The organism is Kistimonas ophiarachnellae, assembly GCF_057552235.1.
Map to the genome: position 1 here is coordinate 14496 of NZ_BAAJPA010000015.1, position 19458 is coordinate 33953.

Here is a 19458-nt window from a genome sequence, read left to right on the forward strand (position 1 = left end):
TTCTACCGAGGGAACCGGTCATGCCACTGACAAACTTTCCACCAGGAAATACCAGTCAGCGGCTGCAACACGCTATTGTTCTTACATTGCCAAACCGCGGGAACCTGAACATCGCCTATGATCATGCGATCCGCTCAAAACCTGATTACCGACCCTGTCGCGCCGGCACACCGGCCTGCCTGGCAGCATATTCTCAGCGACGCGATTACCGATCCCGCCGCACTGCTACGCCTGCTGGAACTGGATCCCGCCCTGCTGCCTGCCGCGCAGGAAGCCAGCCAATCCTTTCGCCTGCGTGTACCGCTGCCCTATATTGCCCGTATGGAGAAAGGCAATCCGGACGATCCGCTGCTGAAACAGGTGCTGCCTGTTGCAGATGAACTGATCGAAACCCCGGGATATTCTGCTGATCCCCTGGGGGAAGCACCAAAGAACGCCCAAAAAGGCATTCTCCACAAGTACCGCAACCGCCTGCTGCTGATGCTGGGCAGCGCCTGTGCGGTAAACTGCCGTTTCTGTTTCCGCCGTCATTTCCCCTATGACGACAACAAGATGAACCGAGCCGAGTGGCAGGCTGCACTGGATTACATTGCGGCGGATACTTCACTGACGGAAGTGATTTTCAGTGGTGGCGACCCGCTGGCTGTCAACGATGCCCGCCTGCGCTGGCTCACCGAAGCCATTGCCGACATTCCCCACATCAAGCGCCTGCGCATCCATACACGGCTGCCCATCGTTGTACCCCAGCGCATTACCGAGGAAATGGTCAGCTGGTTCACCGGCACCCGCCTGCTGCCGATCCTGGTAGTGCACTGCAACCACGCCCGCGAGATAGACCAGGATGTCAGCCACAGCCTGCAGACCCTGCGAAATGCTGGCGTCACATTGCTGAACCAGACCGTCATGTTGCGTGGCGTTAATGACAACGTTGACGCGATGGTCGATCTCAACGAGACCCTGTTCGACAACGGCGTGCTGCCTTATTACCTGCATCTGTTCGACAAAGTACAGGGCGCCGCCCATTTCGATCTGGATGAAACCCGCGCTCGTCAATTATTGGGAGAAATGAGCTACCGTTGTTCCGGCTACATGGTTCCGCGCCTGGCCCGGGAAAAAGCCGACGCCCCCTGCAAAATCACGCTTTCCCCCCTCTACAACGACTAGCAGGCCCTCCCGCCATTCCGGAAACCGCCCAGTGACTGACTACGGTTTCCGGATGACAACTGCGTCACACTTTCTTTACCATGTTGGGATAACAATACGAATTCACGCCGTCCGGCACCCAGCATGGAGAGGGGCTCATGGATACGTCAGAGCAGAACCTGGCGCTCAATGTTCCCGCACACACTCAGGACACACTGCAATTCTGCGCAGCGGAGATGCCTGCCATCCACCATTGGCTGGGTCAGCTGCCCAAGGCCAACCTGGGCGAGACGGCCCGTCAGCTCTACCTCGCGTTGCAGGATCTGAATCAAACCCGCCTCTCCTCTACCCTGCGCCTCGATATCCTCGAACAAATGCGCCCCTGTGTGCATTACACCTGTCAGGCACTGGGCAAGCATTTTCTCCGCAAAACCGTGACGCTGGATCCACGGGAGCAGAAGATTGCGAATCTATCCAAGGCGCTCAGGAATCACCTTCTTTGTGGTTACAAACAGGTTATTCTCGCAACACACACAGAGAAACAACAAAAAACCAACAGGTTATCCACAAGGCGCAACCACTCTCGCCGCCAACGTCGATTGCCACTGGCATTGCACCGTGCACTGTCGGAAAGCTGCGACCACATGCTGACCACCTACCAGCTTTATTCACAACTCCCCAGGCACTTCTGGCTGGAATTACACACATTTTACCGGCTGGCGACCCAGTACCAGTTGCAGGCAGTTAAAGTCAGCGACCCGGAAACACCAGGCATTTCTGAACTGACCATTGAAGATATTTACAAGCGCGCACTGCTGATGGCTCGCTCACGACCCAATATGCTCCGCCAGATGGAACTCCAGCAACTCTCGGACACGCTCAAATACTGGTCCGGAACAGCCAGAATTGTTGACAACAGCGTCAATAATGCAGAAGAAATGCCCTTCGTGGTGAATATTGCTGGCAACCGCGGGCCGGATTACCAGTCGGAGGACATAACGGCAAGCGATGCCAATCTCCGCGGAATCGACACCCGGGAGCTGATCAACATGCTGACGGGTTCATTGGCACAACAGAATTCCGCCGACAGCCTGATGACACCACCGCTACCAGAACACCTTACCCGCCACCTGCTGTCCGCCTGGAGCCATAAGACCAGCCGCAAGTACAACCGGCAACCCACCGAGGGAGAACTATCTCTTGTCACCGGGTTTACCGCCTGCCACTTTTACCTCTGCAATCAGGTACCGTTTGACCGCTTCCTCTCCCGCACCATGGGATATACCGCCATTCTTAAAAACCAGACAGCCATGGCCAAAGTTGACCGTGATGTCTGGTCCCATGTGGATAACGGTACCGGTATCAGCAGCGATGCACCTGTCACCCACAACGATACGATCCTGTTCTCGGGCACCACATCGAAACCCGGGGCTACCAAAGGCAAGGGACATACCATCTACCAAGCAGCAATGCAGGACATGAGCCCGGAAGGATACTGCCTGCGCCTGACCGGGACGATTCCCTCCCAGATCCAGAGTGGTGAACTGATTGCCGTGCATGATAAGACAAACCAGCAGTGGACACTGGCCAACATCCGATGGCTAAAACGCGCGGATGACAATTCCATGCTGGTTGGAACCCAGTTGCTGACACCCGGTGCACGCCCCGGCGCTGTGTCACTGCTCAGTAAAACGCAGGAACAGAGCGCGTTCATGCGCTGCTTCCTGTTGCCGGCTTTCCGTACCACCAACCATACCGAAAGCCTGATTCTGCCCCGCGTCGCCTTCAAACCCGGTAACAAGATCATGCTGAATACTGGCCATCAGGTGTTGCGCGCGAAACTGATCGACTGTCTGCAAACCACGGGCAGTTTCAGTCATTTTACCTACCGCACATTTGAACAGCTGGCACAGAAATCCAAGGAGAAGACAGCGGACACGAACGCGGATGATGATTTCAGCACGATCTGGACATCACTCTGAAAGCAGACCCGAGCCCTTGTACCAGCGCACTAATCCTTTAAGATAGCGTTCAATAACAATGCACAGCGGTACCCATGGCACATAATAACCAGACCATTCGCCTGCTCCTGCTTGAGCAATCCCAGAATGACGCCGAACAACAGGTCAACCTGTTTCGTAATGCCGGACATGCTGTGCGTGTGCATCGCATCACCTCGCCGGAAGACCTGGAAGAGTCTCTCACCAGCCAGACCTGGGACCTGTTAATTGCCGCAGAAGAAACCGACACCCTGAACGCCAGGCAGGTACTTGACCTTATCCGGCACCTGAAGCGGGATATACCGGCCATAATCCGCGTGGGTAACAGCGAACCGGAAACCATTGAAGACTGGCTGAAGGCCGGCGCCATGGATGCCATCCCGGCAGAGCATGAGGGGCACCTGTTGCTGGCGGCACTCCGGGAAGTGCGTCACCAGAGTGACAGGCGGCGTCGGCAACAGGCGGAATCGGTACTGGCGGAAACCGAGAAACGCTGCGAACTGCTGCTGGAAAGTTCCAAGGATGCCATCGCCTACGTCCATGACGGGATGCACATCTATGCCAACCCCGCCTACCTCTCCCTGTTTGCCTGTGATGATCCTGATGAGATGATCTGTATCCCCGCCATTGACCTCATTCACGGGGAAAGTCAGGCGGAGTTTCGTCAGTTTTTAAAGGACTTTCACCAGGGCAACGAAGTGGGCGAATTGAACTTTCAGGGCGTTCGTAATGACGACAGCTCCTTCAACGCCCGGATGACACTGTCCGCCGCCAGTTATGAAGGCGAACCCTGCACCCAGGTAGTGATCCGCATGGATCGCGTGGATCCAGAGCTTGAAGCTCGCCTCCATGAACTCAGTCACAAAGACCTGACGACCGGACTGTTCAACCGGCAATACTTTACCGAACAGCTGGCCGGCGCCATTGAACTGGCCGCCCAGGGAAAACGTAACAGTACACTGCTGGATATACGTCTCGACAACTTCAGTGAAGTCAAACGATCACGGGGCCTTGCCGATGCCGACCTGTTGCTGGCAGATGTCGCGAAAGTCATGCAGGAACATATTCGGGAGCCGCAGCTTCTGTCCCGTTACGGGGACGATATATTCCTCGCGTTGATCTACGGGGATGACGAGGAAACCCTGGATAACCTGACCGCAACCCTGCTGGCATCGATTGAACGGCATTTATCAGAAATCTCCGGACAGACGCTACAGTCCACCCTGTCGATCGGCATCATGCCGGTCAACGGCCAGCAGCAGGATGTCGAGTATCTGCTGACCCTGGCAGAATACGCCTGCCTCAAGGCCCGCAAGGCCGGTGGTAACCAGGCGGCATTGCATGATCCGAAGGAAGAACTGGAGCGCAGGGCGCGGGAAGGCAACATTGTGGCCATGGCCCAGAACGCCATGGAGAACAACGGCTTTACCCTGCTGTATCAGCCCATCGTCAACCTGGAGCATCCGGAAGAGCAGTATGAAGTGTATGTCCGGCTAAACAGCAACGATGAGGAAGACAGCATCACCACAGCAGAATTCCTGGAAGCCTGTCAGAAAGCCGGTCTGGCCCGCAAGGTGGATCGCTGGGTGATACTTCAGGCCATCAAGCAACTGGCAGAGAAGCGAAAGCAACATCCGGAGACGCGGTTATTTGTGAATATCAGCGGAGAATCCGTGCGGGACCAGACGCTGTCCTCATGGCTGAACATTGCCCTTAAAGCCGCCAACCTGCCCGCCAGCAGCCTTACCATCCAGGTATCGGAAGGTGAACTGGTAAAATACCTGAAGAAAGCGGAACCGGTGTTCAGTGCATTAAAAGAAAATGGCTTCGGACTCAGTATTTCCCGCTTCGGGCTGGCGGATAAACCGCTTGCCACGCTCTCACATGTTGCTGTTGACCGGGTAAAAATCGATGGCAGCTACATTGCTGATATCACGACGGACGAAAAGAGCAAAAATCAGCTACAGGATCTCGTCAACACGCTGTCCGATAATAATATTTCAGTCGTCATGCCCCGCATTGAGTCGGCCAGTGAATTGTCCTGCCTGTGGCAGATGAGTGTCACTTATGTGCAGGGTTATTATATTCAGGCGCCGGAACCGGACATGCATTACGATTTCGAGCAGTAGCCCGATAAACACACCATGTTTCTTTCTATTTATTCTCCTGACATTTCTGGTGTCAGGAGAACTCCTCCTGTCGCTTCACGTCCATGATCTTGTTGCTGTCTGGCCTGTGACCTCAACTGCTGCGGCGTAACACCAAAATACCGTTTGAACTGTTTACTCAGGTAGCTGCTATCGTGAATGCCAATCTCCAGTCCAAGCAGCCCAATAGGGTGGGTACTATTTAACAGACGCCAATGGCAATGCTGCATGCGCATTCCATACCAGTGCTGACGGGCACTATGACCCAGGTTATCAACAAACAAACGATCCAGCTGTCGTCGACTCACCCCCAGCTGATGAGAGAGTTGTTCGATGGAAAGCGTCTTTGCCAGATTCTGTCGCATCAACGCGATAGCACGTCCAACCAGACGGTTCTGACCCGGCACTTCACTCAGCGAGCGCAGCGCATGGTGCGAACCCCGGCTCTCATCCACCAGCATATCCGCCAGCCCTTTCAGCGCCAGTTCACGACCACTGTGACGAGCCAGTAGCTCAACGGCCAGATCGACCGTGGCACAACCACCTGCACAGGTGGCCCGTTTGCCATCAATACAGTAGAGATCCCGTTCCCGTATCCGGCTATCAGGAAAAGCATTTTTGTATTCCGCCAAGTGCCGCCAATGCACCACCACCTGATAACCCTTAAGCAAACCACACTGTGCCAGCAGAAAACTGGCGTTATCCACTGCCACCAGCGTCAGGCCACGCCGGGCAGCCTGGTTCAGTAATGTTCGATAAGACGGTGCCATCGCCAGGGCCGCTTGCGTTGTCCGGGGACCAAATATCACGAGATAGTCATAGCCTGTGAACCCCTCAGGTGCCATCAGCGCCTCCACCTCAACCGGCACACCACTGCTGGCGGTAACAGCCCCGGCCTCCAAACCCGCCAACTGCCAACGGCAATAACGTTGCTGGCTATGGTCTTCTTCATCCGCAGAAAAGCGCAACTTGTCCACAAAGCCGCCCAGTGCCAGTAACGAAAATCCCGGCAGCGGCAAGAGCAGAAAACCCGCTTCAAGCGGTGATTTTGACGTCGTCATCCAACATCCCGAGTTGTCCTGAAATTACCGGTATACGACCAGAACAGACCGTCTAGTCAGAATCGGGACTCAGTATACTCGCGATTCTTTGATTCAATGATGTGAGATTCTTTCGTGGCGTTAGAAACCTGGTTTTTGTTTGCCCTGGCGATGATTGGTCTGGCTCTGGCGCCCGGCCCCAATGGCTTGCTGGCCTTGTCCCACGGTTTGATATATGGCCATCGTCAGGCACTGTTTACGGTGCTCGGTGGTGTCTCCGGTTTTATTCTTTTAATGGCGGTCTCTGTTCTTGGCGTCGGTGCGATCATGCAAACCCATGGCAGCCTGCTGATGATTATGAAGACGGCAGGTGCTCTCTACCTGACCTGGCTGGGCCTCAAACTGTGGAAAACACCAGCGCCAAAATGGCAGGAAAACCAAACCAATGACCGGGTCAGCCGAAGAATACTCTTTCGACAGGGGTCATTGACGGCACTGGCAAATCCGAAAGTTATCCTGGTATTTGCCGCTTTTATTCCGCAGTTTATTGATCCAGCCCGCCCGCTTCTGTCACAGCTGCCGGTCATGATACTGACATTTGCAGCCTGTGAATTCATGGTCGAATATACTTTGGCGAGAATTGCTCACTGGCTGCGTCCCTGGCTCAGTGCCCGGGGCAAGATCTTTAATCAGTGCTGCGGCACTGCCTTCATTCTGATAGCGCTTCTCATGGCCTTTGAGCAAATCGTCTGAAAGCCATCACCTCTTTCTGTGAGAAACAGCATGAAAACCTGCACGTCATTGTTCGCGTTGAATCAGCCAGAGAATTGCCCTACCTGTGGCAGATGAGTGTGGGTAATGTGCAGGGGTACTCTATCAGGCGCCGGAACCCGGGATGCATTACGACTTCGAGCAGCCCCCGTTCCCGGGTGGATTCCGGTTCTGCCTGCCCATGAGTATAATCCCGCACGCAATTCACCGGGATTCAGCATGGATTTTATTACCACGGCTTTGCGTATCAGACCGGGTGATGCTGGCTTAACAGTAACGCATTGCGCAAATGCTTTAATTACCTGAGCCGTTAATAGCAGGCAGATTTTACTGACTGTGTTTTTTGCCAGTCTTCTTTAATCTTTTTAATTTTGGGAAACGAGAGCCTATAGCTTAATCTATCAAACACGCCAAGCTCAATCAGCACTTGTGATGTGATTTCTTCGTCAGCAACCGGTATTTTTTCTGCTGGTATCCCTTTGTCTTCCAGTAAATCTCTTAAGGAAATTTTATCGCTTTTTAGCTTATTATACTCTTCACGATCTTGCTCAGCCTGTTCAAATACTTTATTCAGCTCCTCATCCGTAAAGAATTCATCCAAGGAACCGGAATTATTGTATTCTTCTACAAGAAATAGCATTATATCTTTTATTTCCACCTCGCCTTCCAGATCAAGCAAAATAAACCTTGGAGGACTTTCTTTTGTACACAATGCGAACATGAAAGATTGTTTACCGATATTTTTTTTAAAAAATCTTGAATGATTTGAAAAACTATATAATTCACCATATTTTGGCTTCGCTCCTTTCTCGACGAGACTTAACTCAAAAAAATTATATAATGGGTTACTAAATGAAGATCCCAAAGAACTAAGCATAACGACAGTAAACCATTTATCTTGTCCACCAAAGTAATCATCAAATAATGACATACCAAAATACTTAAGCAGCAACGTATAAAAAATAATTACTTCCCTGGTAAACTGGGGAGCAACTGAGAATTTATCCACACAATATTTCAACGCATCTGTAGCCGTAGAACCTTCTTTTAGCTTTAGTATGTAATCTTTTCCACCACTTTCTTGCTTCATATATGTTTCGTTGGTACTTATATCCATAGGAGGGGTAAAATTAAAAAAATAATCACGCTCAATTAAATAATCAAATTTTTCCTTAAATCTAACATCTTCGCTTTTCTTATACAGCCGTTTAAGTGAAACAAATAATTCCAAAGATGACCACATTCCTTTAGAGCACGCACTGAGTGCTTTAGCCGTTTTTTCATGGTCTTTCTTGCTTGCAATACAGTCTTCAATTATATCATTTCGTGTTTTAATCTCATTTATATGTTCTCTATAACATTGCACATGAAATTGCATAAGTTGCTCTTCGTTGTTGATTGTAACCTCATCATCCAACGACAGCGCGGTACGTGGAGCGGGATGTGTGATTGTTTTGCGTCTCGCACCGGTGGCTTTTTCTACTGCATTATCCTGATCCGTTTCAGGCTTGGCGTGTGCTGGTTCTTGCGAGGAGTCTGCAGCTTCCCTGGGGCGCAGGACGTTTGTACTGCTGCCGGGCTGATCAGCTCCTGACGGATCACTGGGTGGGACATCCTCTGCGGCTAATGGTTTTGTTTCAGATTCTTTTGATTCGGGGGCTTTACCCTCACTCTCTATGGCAGGTGCGTCATATCGGGGGGATTTCTCTAAACTCAGTTTATCCCATTCTTCAGGGTTGTGTTGAACCCATATACGATGCAAACCCTCCAGAACACTGGCGCACCGAATCAGCTCCTGTTGTTCTTCATCATTGTTAACCGGAAAATCCATCAGCAAATGTAGACAGGACTGATATTCTGTTTCCAGTTTCTCATAACCTGTATTCATGTCCAGCGCCATGCACTGAATCGTTATGTATTTGATCAGTGGAAGAATATCTTTTTTGGGTTCTCTACGTGAATATAATGCTTCTAATCTCTCAATATTTCCTGTTAGCCTGTCAATCCCTGCTTCCACCATTAAATCCCGAACCAGGCTCATCTGTTCTGTTAAGTGTTTTTTATCAAAGCATGTCTGTATATTTTTCATTAACAACTGCTTTGCATCCTCAGCCTGTCTTCTTAACCCATCGACAATATCATACAGATCTTTGCACTTTATAAGACTCTCCTGTTCAACAATTCTTTCCGTCAGTTTTTTTTTGAGCTCTCCTGCTTTTAGTTCATTGAGGTGAGCAATGAACATTGACCTTAATTCCTGCTGCATTGATTTCTGAAGTCCTTCAATCGCAGGTAACGACTTTAGCCTTCGACCTTTTACAAAAACCACGGTATCTTTTGCAACATCCAATTCTTTGACAGAAAAATCAAACAGCTTATGAATTCTGATTGGATTTATTTTTGGATCACCATCTTTCATCTTGTATATTTAAACTTCCATCAAACCTAATTCATGCACATAGGATATAGGACTTGCGCTTTAGTCATTGATTCAATTCTAACAGCGAACCATGACATAATCGTCATTAATACTGACAACCTACCATTATTAATAACCAACAAGATGATTAGCGCTCATCCCTCCAAAAAAACACAGATTCTTTTTACATGTACCAAAGTATTCTCAGCGGGGCTGACAAAGCCCCGCCCCCATAACCACACGTCAATACCCCAACAACGCGTCCAGATCAGTATCACGCCAGCCCAGCAGGTAGAGAATAGCATCCAGGCCCAGTGTCGATATGGATTGCCGGGCGGACTGTTTCACCAGTGGTTTGGCACGGAATGCAACGCCCAAGCCGGCGGCGGCCAGCATGTCCAGATCGTTGGCTCCGTCACCGACGGCAATGACCTGCTCCAGACGACACTGTTCCTTCTCTGCCAGCTCTCGCAGCAATTCGGCCTTGCGGCTGGCATCCACAATTCGCCCTTTAGCTTCACCGGTTACCTTACCGTCGACAATCTCCAGGGTATTCGCGTGGATATAATCAATGCCCAGGCGCTGCTGCAGGTATTCGGCGAAATAGGTAAAACCGCCGGAGACGATAGCGGTTTTGTAACCCAATTGTTTCAGGGAACCGACCAGGCGCTCCGCACCTTCCGTCAACTTGAGCCGTGCCGCCACTTTTTCCAGCACAGCTTCATCCAGCCCTTTCAGCAGGGCTAGTCGCTTGCGGAAGCTGCTGGCAAAATCCAGCTCACCGCGCATGGCGGCTTCTGTGATGGCCGCGACCTCATCACCAACGCCAGCCTCAACCGCCAGCTCATCAATCACTTCTGCCTCAATGAGCGTGGAGTCCATATCAAACACCACCAGTCGTCGGGTACGACGGTAGATAGTGTCTTCCTGGAAACCGATATCCACATCCATCTCAGACGACAGTTGCAGGAAATCCGCCCGTACCTGCTGCAGATCTTCAGGTGTTCCCCTGACAGAAAATTCCACACAGGCGCGTGCATCAGCACTGTTTTGATCCAAAGGGACACGGCCAGAGAGGCGGGTAATACGATCAATGTTGAGGCCGTGTGCGGCGGTCATGCCGGATACCCTCGCCACCTGCTCCGCTGTCACGCAACGCGACAGCAGGGTAACAATATAGCGATCCTTGCCCTGCGCCTGCACCCAATCGTCGTATTGGGTTTCAGTGACCGGCTGATAACGCACCTGAAGCTCCATTTTATGGAAATGGAACAACAATTCCTTGAGAACAGGGTCGCTGGCTTCTTCATCCGGCAGGCGCACCAGGATGCCCCAGGTGAGGGTGTCATGAATCACGGACTGGCCAATATCGAGGATTTCCAGGTCATGCTCAGCCATGATCGACGTGATGCCGGAGGTCAGCCCCGGTTTGTCCTGCCCGGTGACATTGAAGAGGATAATTCTGCACACACCCTGCCCCTCATCGCTACTATCGGAAATTGTTATGGCGGCATTCTACCAGTCCCGGCGACGGCATGCGCCAGAAAATCCGCCTTTCACGACCGGCGCCTGAAAACAGGGCAACGCACTATTGAATTTGTTTGCCAGCTGGCCGAATGGAGGGGCATTTAGTCGTCCGCTGTACGGGTCGCCGGTATCAATGGAATGAGAATCACACGACCAGATGTTACGGTTTGGACTCCTTCAACACGACCGGTTACTATTCCTACTTTGTCGTTTGTTATGTGTTCGCGCCGGCATTCTTACCCTTCATCGACGGCTCGAAGCGGAATGTGTCTGACCTGTACCGGTTTGCCGGGATGTCGGTTCAGCAGCGGCCTGCGCTAACACCTGTGAATACAGTCTGGCAGGGGGAGGACCCTCTGGTGGCGACGGTACGTCATCTGGCCATTGAATGGTCAGCTGAACCGCATGTCGTGGATATGCGCCTCTCGCTTGCTGCAGGCTTTGCTCGGGCTGCACGATATAAGATTTTTCACCGTCTTTCAGTACCAGCGTCTGCCCCAGTTGCACCGCCAACGCTTCTGACGGATGACCTTGTGTGAGCGGCCCGCACCAGGCAGCCACAGCCTCGTCTTCGGCGGCATGTGCGACAAAGGGTAACTGTTGTCCCGGCAATGCGCGGGACAGCTGGTTTAAGATGAATGTCGGCAATGGCATAGTGTTGACCGCCGTGACAGCTGGCGCCGTTTCCCGGTGAACAGGGAGCGCTTCACTATCTTGCAGCCACTCATCATCCACCAACGCTGTTTCAAACAAATCCATGATACGCTGGAGCTTCTCAAGCTGCTTTTCTTTTTCCTTTGAGTAGGTAGCCGTTTCACCGAGTTTCCTTAATCGAATGATTTCGCCCCTTTTCTTGTACAATATTTTTAACTCGCTGCATGATTCCCTGAACATCACGATCTTGTCATTAACTGTTTGAGTGGTCGACGCTATATGATCGGAAATCTCTTGTCTTTCCGGAATACCTTTGTCGCTGCAATAATTATCAAATGATTGTCTGGCAAGCTCCAACATCGGTAAAACATCATTTAATGTATCGTGGAGTTCACCAAACCTGATTATTGTTTTCAGGAACTCCTGATCATCCGTTTTTTCAAGACAATCATTTGCTGCAATCAGAAAATCCTTCGCCTTTTCAATCGTTGACATGGAAGAAGGGGAACAACATTTATCAAGCGACATGTTCATCCAGCACAGTATAAGATCCATCAGGGCATAACGGGATTGATAACCAAAAACAGGAACATTCTCTTTGTTAACAATTTCCAGTTCTGCTTTTATTTTATCAACGAGGGGTACGATCTCTTGATTTCTCTTCAAGCCATCAACAAACATACTGACGGCATTATCGATAACTGGATGCAGAACTTCACCCATGGCAACAGAAGCAGGCGTTTGTGACTTAATATTACCGCCTGTTTCTCTCTCAGACCATGAATGCCCATGTCTGCCCGATACAGAAGCGCTGTTTCCATGATCTTGTCCTTTACCTTTACCTTTTCTTCCTTTTTTTCCTTTTTTTCCTTTACCTTTTTGTCCCTTGCTTTTTTGCCCTTCAATTTCCGTGTGTTTTCGTTCCTGCCGTATGCTGCGCATTATACTATTTTGAATATCATAAACATCCTGTTGATCCAAATTAAAACCAAAATATAATTTATTGTTTTCCTGACAAGTAAATTCTTTAAGGGAGTCTTCAAGATATTTAAGGTTATCAGAATTATCTTTGATGAGACTTTTTACTTTCCCAAGGATTTCCGAGGAAACGTCACTCACTGTCAATATCTTTTCAAACCATTTAGTCATGGTTTTCAGTATGTCATTAAAATCATGACATCGTTTTATGTCGTCTGAATAACAGCCTGATGATTTTCCGTAAAACCGGGTCAGGTTAGCCAGTGTTATACCGGTCTGATCTAATAAACTTATCTGTTTTTCCGAGGCAAATGAAAGCAGGTTAATATTGTCCAATGCATGGGAAAATTTTTCATGCTGATCACAAAGACAACAGGTTATCATTCTTCCGGTAAAATCCTGACCTAAATTGAACGAATCCTCATTCAGGTCAAACATATCTATCCATAACATTAACATGGACTTTATTTTAACATCTCGCATGTAGCGCTTAGACTCATCAACAAAAACATCTATATCATCGTGATCCAGCAGCCGGGTAAACAGTATCATGGTTAACTGACCAGCTATAGCTACTGATTCTAATTTCCCTGACTGACCACTTAGTTGTTTTACGGCATAAGAACAATAACCGTATCTTAATACGTATAACATGTCTCTAAGGTATTGCTGATGCATAAACTGTTTCTTTCTATCACCTGCCTCACTTTTTATTTGCTCTTGTATTGCCTGAAAAGCCTTATCAAGATAATTTTTTACCGAAGAGTAGATATTGAAAGACGATAAAAAATGTTTTTTTAAACTCTGCTTAAAATCAATTTTTTCGCCAAGTTTTTTTTCAGTAAAACCATAAATGGCCATATCCAATTCCGCAAGTTTTTTACTACGCCCGCCCTTATCTAATTGCGCTCTGTAATGGGATTTCACATCAGCTTCTTTTTCTGAAAAACTGGATGACACACCACCAAAATAACAATTCACGTAATAACATTCCATTATCCTTAAATACATCTCAATATCTAAAAGCATTTTTTTCATTGTACCACCATACATTTTAATAATTTCTTCTTCCTGTCTAGATATTGATGATTCTGCTAAACCCTGTTTCCTCCCACTAACTTCTTTGGGGTAAACTGCATAACCTTTAGCCGTACATAAAAAGCCTATTCTATTTTCAATACGATCGAACACTTTATATTCAGATTTTACACGCGTCGATATTTCATCGAGTTGCTCCCAACAAAAATCAGTTATTCTTTCAAGCTCATTATCACTGAGTATTTTATACGAGCTATCTTTCATAGAGCTTATCGACTTGATTGAATCAGGCGTCATATATAAACGGTTAGCGATTTCCTGAAGAGTCACAGATCGAAAATGCATCACTGTTCCGCTTGCACCTGATTGTCCGCTCTTTTTTGTATCCGATGTTATTGTTGCTTCCTGCTTTTTTACTGTTGCCTCTACTCCTCTGCCTCTGCCTCTGCCTCTGCCTCTGCCTCTGCCTCTGCCTCTGCCTCTGCCTCTGCCTCTGCCTCTGCCTCTAACGCTACCTCTACCTCGCAGTGGCGCCGCCATTCCTTGAGATGAACCGGGTGATGATCCAGATGTTTCCATATTTACCTCCAGCAACCGAAATTTCATTAATCCGTATGCCATAAAAGCGCGTCACCGGATTCAATATCATCGGTTAATTTACCGGACACCCTTCCTGTATCTAACATTTATGACAGTATCATTTTTGGATAGTGACTCTTACATTACTGCAACAATCAATCCTGCAACCCTGAAATGATCAATAAGAATATTCAGATGAATAAACATCGTAACTATACGGCAGAGCGCAAACGACAAACAAACAGCTCACATGCTTTTGTTCGGTTATTGATACACCATTGTCATTCCCGGCAACAGGCATTCAGGAAAATGTGCCGGTCTACACAATGCCCTCCGGGAAAATGGCCCTGTACCTGGCCCGGGATGAATATGCACCGTCAACCCGACCCCCCCGGCAGACGCTTTTACATGCAAAATCGCCGGTCATCAGGCAAAATCGCCTCAATATAAGTGGAATGAATGTTCTCCTGAAGGAAATAGTGTTTGCACAACGCCCGCAGACACCGACAGTATTAACAGTTAATCCGTAACAAGCGCAGACCTCCGTGAGTCAAACCAGCGATTCTTCAATGTTTTCCCGTATCAGGCGCCGTTTCCGCCAGGTGGTCAGCCTGTCCGGGCTGACCCTGGGCCAACAGCTGATCACCCTGTTCATGGTACTGGTGCTAACCAGCCTGACCCTGTTCACCACCGTGGCGACCCGGGAGATCAACAGCGCCAGCCGTCATCATGCCGAGCTGCTTGGCACCGCACTGGCGCAGCAGACTGCCCGTTTCGCCACCGACATGCTGGTCACCGGTGACCGGCTCAGCCTGACCGTGCTGCTCAATGACCTGGTCAATAAACCTTATGTGGCGCGGGCGGCCATCTACAGCATCGACAACAACCGCCTGGCGATTGCGGAGAAGGATGATGTTGATCTGAATGATCGCTACATCACCTATTCCGAACCGATCAATTATCAGGAAGTCATTGCCGGTTATGTACGCATTCAACTGGATGAGGAGCGGCTGACCGAACCTGCAACCGATGCCACCATCATTATCCTGGCGCTTACCGTCCTGCTGCTGATAACAGGCGCCGTGCTGATTGTGAACTACAGCCGTAACCGAACCCGGCTCATGCAACGGGCTATCCACCAGCTGGAAGGGCTGTGCGATGGCGAACAGGCCTGTGATGACAGTGTTAAAGACGAGCCACGACGCCTGGTCAAACAACTGGAGTTACTGATCACCCGTGGTGCAGTACCCGCTCCGCAACCGGAAAAATCGAATGAACAGGTCAGTCATCCGGTACCCGCACTGGCGCCATTGCCACCGGAAGCGTTGGGTGAAACAGCCCTGCTGGTCGTCCGGTTCAGGAACTTCGGAAAGCTGCGTCAGTGTTTGCCGGCCATGGAGTTGCATCGGCTGATTCGCCAGCAGATTCCGCTGGTCGCCCGGGCGGCGCAACTCTACGGCGGCCAGCTTACCTATTCCGCGGAAGGTAATGCGTTCATCCGCTTCCACGAAGCAGACAACAGCGATTATGCGTTTAACGCCGTCTGTTGCGCCCTGCTGATTCGCACCCTGCTGGCCCACCAGCCTGAACATGCCGTGGCGCGTCTTGAAAGTGGTACGGGCATCACCATCGCCGCGCCCCTGACGCCTGGCGATACCCACCCCGCGCTGGCGGATTCCGCCGCCAGTAAAGCGCTGCTTCTCGCCAGCCTGGACGATGATGAGCAGCTGCTTGTGGATCAGACAATGATTCAGACAGCCGGTGTCACCACTGAAGAGAGTTCCCATGGCGAAGATATCTGGCAGGTCACAGGTGTGGATGAGAACGTGGAAAATCTGATCGTGCAGCAATGCGCCAACCTGCTGGATAAAAAGGAAGTGCAGGAAGCTGATCATTAAGCTCAGCTTCCCCAGCGCCCCAAAAATGGAACATTAGTACCGGTTAATTTCGGACACCCCCTTTACATGGGCTGACAAGGCGGCATAATCGGAACGTTAGTACAAAAACAATAAAAAATAATAAAAACAGGATGTCTCCATGCGCCGCTTTTTCCGAATGTCCCTCGCCGGACTGATGGCGAGCCTGTCCCTGCTGTTATCGCCCGTCGTGACAGCCCAGCTAACGCCCCTGTTTGATGAGGAACTCGCCGACACGGTTGGCCAGGCCCTGATCAAGATGGAAGATTTCAACGATGTTCCCCAGTCATCGGGCGGCACCCTGGATTTCACCCGCATCACCCTCGGCGCCACGATGAAGATGAATGGCAACATCGAGTCGGTCAAACTGGGGCAGTACTACCGGCCCGACCCGGCGGCTGGCAGCTGCGTCGATGGCGGCCGCCTGTGTAACGACACCAGCAATGAATGGGCCTGCACCACCGAAACCTGTGGCGGTGTAGACGGCACCTTCAAATGGCCCGGCCTCGTCAACGGTGACAGGGATTACCAGTTTAGTGAGCTCGCGGCAGGATTTGAAAAAGTCACCGATGCCGATGTCGCGCTCAGGAACCTGAGCTTTGGTTTCGTGGATTCCAACGGCAACCTGGTGCCGTTTATCATGGACGACCCCTATTACGAGTTCGCCTTCGACAACGACGGCAACATGGTGGGCCTGCGTTTCGGTTACGGCAAGGCCAGCGGCGTGATGGGCAACACCATTGATGTCATCAGCGGCAATATCAATCCCAACGTGGCGGTTACCGTTCAGGGACTGGCCAACCTCACCACGGATGTGAAACTCGACTTCGCCGGTGTCCGCACCCCTGGCTACATCAATAATGACGATGCCACGATTCTTGGCCTGAGCCTGAAGGATCTTTCGCCGGAAGCCCAGTTGCGTCCCGTGGAGTCATTGCTGGTCACCGACGCCAAGGACATGTTCGTCTCCATCAACAGCCGGGCCATTGACTACCCGGAACTGGCCACCGGTATCACCGCCCCAACGGCCATGCCGGGTTTCTGGCTGAACATGGCAGATGGTATCAACGGCGCCACCGCCAAGTACAAGCACCCTGCCAACTACTGGGAAGGCCATCCGCTCTACCAGGAGCTGGTCGATGCCGGCTGGGCGGAAAACTATTTTGAGTAACAGGAGCCCGGCCATGAACAACCTGTGGATTGCCCTGCTGTCCGCCGTCGCGGCCGCTCCCGCGCTGGCGGACCTTCAGCCGGTCGATGACGCCGACCTCTCGGACATCAACGGCGCCGGCATGGCGTTGATGATGGAAGACTTTTCCTTTGCTTCCAGCGAGTCCGGCAACGACGGGCAGCTGGCAATCAAACTGAATGACTTCAATGTCGCCACGCTGAAAAACCTGAAAATCTATAAAGCGGGCACAGGCTACACCGAAGGCGCCAACCTGGGCAGCGTGGATGACCCGATGACGTTCGATGTGGTTGAACAGGTGATGCCGGACGGCTCCCGCGCCGACGTGGCCATCCTCAGCATGCCCGCCAGCAGCGACCCGCTGGATATCCGTTACGACGGCTATTACACCGCGATTGACGGAATCAACAAAACCTTCAGCACCACACCGGAGTTTTTCGCCCGCATGGAGCTGGAAAGCTTTGAGTTCCAGCAAAACGACCTGGAAATGTGGGCTGACGACAACGGCCTGTGCATGGCCAGCACGGTCAGCATGTCAGCGGACAGCCTCAACATTGGCGGCTACGAGGCCGACCCGAGCGCCAGTCCGCTGAAGATCCAGGGCGTTGTTATCAAGAACCTGGTCATGGGTTCAAAATATCAGCCCATGTATGTCAGGACCGTGGCGTCGGAGTCCTTTTACCTGCCGGAAGGCAGTGACGAATTGCAGTCTGTCATCACCAATAATCTCCAGCTTGAAGTGGCGCCGCTGACCCAGGAGATCGCCGACAAACTGTATACCAACCCTGAAACCGGAAACCGTTACACCGCCACTGAATACCGGGGCACCATCGGCAGTATCGAGATCCAGTCCCTTGCCCTGGCGAACCAGCCGATCACCGGTTATGTCAATGGCGTGCCGCAGTACGCGTTCCAGCCGGAAGTGGGCAACGTGGTGGATGTCCAGGGGCTGGAAATCCAGGCGCTGGAAATCACCACCCATGACCTGAGCTACTGAGGGGGAGAAAACGGATGAAACGTATTTTACCCTTGCTGGCGGTCTGCGCGTCGCTGGTCGCCCTGCCGGGCCTGGGGGCGATGAAAGAGATCGCGGATGACCACCTGTCGGATGTCAGCGGTCAGGCCGGCCTGACCCTGAACCAGGACATGACCACCACCATCGACACCATGACCGTTGAGCCGGCCGGCGCCCTGAATGACGGCTACCTGGTCGCCAACCAGGTATCGATGGATTACACCCTTCAGGGGCTGACCGTCGACGTGGTCAATCTGGCCGGCAGTGATAAGGACGCCATCGCCATCGGCCATGACCTGACCCTGGAGGTCCGGAATATCGGGATGGAAGGCCTGTATGCCAGCGCGGATAAAACCGTGACGCCGGCAGCGCCCCTGACCGCCATTCCCACCAATTACGCCTACACCGGCGAAGTGATCATTGTCCCCAGTGTGCATAACTGTGCCGGCGGTGCCATTGTCGGCACCTGCGATGATAATCCGCCAAGGCCCAGGGGACACATGAAGAACGATTTCTTTACCGTTACCGTTAACAAGGGTGTCCTTTCCGACAATGTCAATATTGGCAGCGGCACCACTAACGGTTCCATCAATAACAACGGCAGGCGCTGGGATGGCAATTTTGGCAGCAACGGCTCTTTGGGTTGCTACCAGCAAGCCACCTGGACAGGTGGCTGTACTTACAACGCTATCCAGGATGTCAACGAAAAGGCGACCCTGCGGTTAACTATCAGCGACCCCGCCGACGCGGTGGTCAACATTTTTCTGGATTCTACGTTCTCTGCAGATGCCTATCTCTGGGTACTCGACAAGTATGGCTATGAAATAGGCTGCTCCGGACGCTCCGAATGTGGCAACAATTTCAATGATACGGCGGGTCGTGATGAAAGACTGGATATCAACCTGTTCGACCAATTAACAAAAATCCCCCGGACACCGCCTCCAACGAACAGTTTCCTGCTCGGTTATGGTTTCAGCGGCAACTTTACCATGACCGGCACCACTTACCTCTTTGCAGACTGAATTACTGCCATGCCTTTAGT

General features: G+C 51.2%; 12 protein-coding genes. 8 read left to right on the forward strand and 4 right to left on the reverse strand.

What is annotated here, in order from left to right:
* The first annotated feature begins 117 nt into the window (after nt 1-117).
* The 3 genes from epmB (at nt 118) to AC27K1_RS17530 (ending at nt 5272) form a co-directional block, all read left to right on the forward strand.
* Entirely contained in the window at nt 118-1164 is a 1047-nt protein-coding gene (gene epmB, locus AC27K1_RS17520; protein ID WP_487152089.1) for an EF-P beta-lysylation protein EpmB, read from the forward strand.
* 137 nt (nt 1165-1301) lie between these two features.
* Entirely contained in the window at nt 1302-3125 is a 1824-nt protein-coding gene (locus AC27K1_RS17525) for a hypothetical protein (RefSeq protein ID WP_487152090.1), read from the forward strand.
* A 74-nt stretch (nt 3126-3199) separates the two neighbouring features.
* Nucleotides 3200-5272 carry an EAL domain-containing protein gene (locus AC27K1_RS17530; RefSeq protein ID WP_487152091.1) on the forward strand — a complete coding sequence of 691 codons (2073 nt, stop codon included), beginning with the start codon at nt 3200-3202 and terminating at the stop codon, nt 5270-5272.
* 29 nt (nt 5273-5301) lie between these two features.
* Here the strand turns inward: AC27K1_RS17530 and AC27K1_RS17535 are convergent, their stop codons facing one another.
* A complete protein-coding gene (locus AC27K1_RS17535; RefSeq protein WP_487152092.1) occupies nt 5302-6351 on the reverse strand; it encodes a GlxA family transcriptional regulator in 1050 nt (349 codons plus the stop codon).
* 114 nt (nt 6352-6465) lie between these two features.
* Here AC27K1_RS17535 and AC27K1_RS17540 point away from each other — a divergent pair, with 114 nt between their 5' ends.
* A complete protein-coding gene (locus AC27K1_RS17540) occupies nt 6466-7083 on the forward strand; it encodes a LysE family translocator (RefSeq protein ID WP_487152093.1) in 618 nt (205 codons plus the stop codon).
* 328 nt (nt 7084-7411) lie between these two features.
* Here AC27K1_RS17540 and AC27K1_RS17545 read toward each other — a convergent pair whose 3' ends face one another.
* From AC27K1_RS17545 to AC27K1_RS17555, 3 genes are all read right to left on the reverse strand, one after another.
* Entirely contained in the window at nt 7412-9520 is a 2109-nt protein-coding gene (locus AC27K1_RS17545; protein WP_487152094.1) for a hypothetical protein, read from the reverse strand.
* A gap of 243 nt (nt 9521-9763) precedes the next feature.
* Nucleotides 9764-10990: a phosphoserine phosphatase SerB gene (serB, locus tag AC27K1_RS17550; RefSeq protein ID WP_487152095.1), complete on the reverse strand. Its 1227-nt coding sequence runs from the start codon at nt 10988-10990 to the stop codon at nt 9764-9766.
* 300 nt (nt 10991-11290) lie between these two features.
* The gene (locus AC27K1_RS17555) at nt 11291-14296 is read right to left on the reverse strand and encodes a hypothetical protein (RefSeq protein WP_487152096.1); all 3006 of its coding nucleotides are present in this window, start codon (nt 14294-14296) and stop codon (nt 11291-11293) included.
* A 545-nt stretch (nt 14297-14841) separates the two neighbouring features.
* On the opposite strand from AC27K1_RS17555, the gene AC27K1_RS17560 reads away from it, so the two are divergent.
* The 4 genes from AC27K1_RS17560 (at nt 14842) to AC27K1_RS17575 (ending at nt 19438) form a co-directional block, all read left to right on the forward strand.
* Nucleotides 14842-16194, forward strand: a complete 1353-nt coding sequence (locus AC27K1_RS17560; RefSeq protein ID WP_487152097.1) for a hypothetical protein — start codon at nt 14842-14844, stop codon at nt 16192-16194.
* A gap of 139 nt (nt 16195-16333) precedes the next feature.
* Nucleotides 16334-17383: a hypothetical protein gene (locus AC27K1_RS17565; RefSeq protein WP_487152098.1), complete on the forward strand. Its 1050-nt coding sequence runs from the start codon at nt 16334-16336 to the stop codon at nt 17381-17383.
* Between the two features lie 13 nt (nt 17384-17396).
* Nucleotides 17397-18398: a hypothetical protein gene (locus AC27K1_RS17570; protein ID WP_487152099.1), complete on the forward strand. Its 1002-nt coding sequence runs from the start codon at nt 17397-17399 to the stop codon at nt 18396-18398.
* 14 nt (nt 18399-18412) lie between these two features.
* Nucleotides 18413-19438, forward strand: coding sequence for a DUF6160 family protein (locus AC27K1_RS17575; protein ID WP_487152100.1), 1026 nt, complete (start codon nt 18413-18415; stop codon nt 19436-19438).
* Nucleotides 19439-19458: the final 20 nt, after the last annotated feature.

Bases quoted from the DNA above. Each gene is read 5' to 3' on its own strand.
- epmB (WP_487152089.1), top strand. From the start codon at position 118: ATGATCATGCGATCCGCTCAAAACCTGATTACCGACCCTGTCGCGCCG.
- AC27K1_RS17525 (WP_487152090.1), top strand. From the start codon at position 1,302: ATGGATACGTCAGAGCAGAACCTGGCGCTCAATGTTCCCGCACACACT.
- AC27K1_RS17530 (WP_487152091.1), top strand. From the start codon at position 3,200: ATGGCACATAATAACCAGACCATTCGCCTGCTCCTGCTTGAGCAATCC.
- AC27K1_RS17535 (WP_487152092.1), bottom strand. From the start codon at position 6,351: ATGACGACGTCAAAATCACCGCTTGAAGCGGGTTTTCTGCTCTTGCCG.
- AC27K1_RS17545 (WP_487152094.1), bottom strand. From the start codon at position 9,520: ATGAAAGATGGTGATCCAAAAATAAATCCAATCAGAATTCATAAGCTG.
- AC27K1_RS17555 (WP_487152096.1), bottom strand. From the start codon at position 14,296: ATGGAAACATCTGGATCATCACCCGGTTCATCTCAAGGAATGGCGGCG.
- AC27K1_RS17565 (WP_487152098.1), top strand. From the start codon at position 16,334: ATGCGCCGCTTTTTCCGAATGTCCCTCGCCGGACTGATGGCGAGCCTG.
- AC27K1_RS17570 (WP_487152099.1), top strand. From the start codon at position 17,397: ATGAACAACCTGTGGATTGCCCTGCTGTCCGCCGTCGCGGCCGCTCCC.
- AC27K1_RS17575 (WP_487152100.1), top strand. From the start codon at position 18,413: ATGAAACGTATTTTACCCTTGCTGGCGGTCTGCGCGTCGCTGGTCGCC.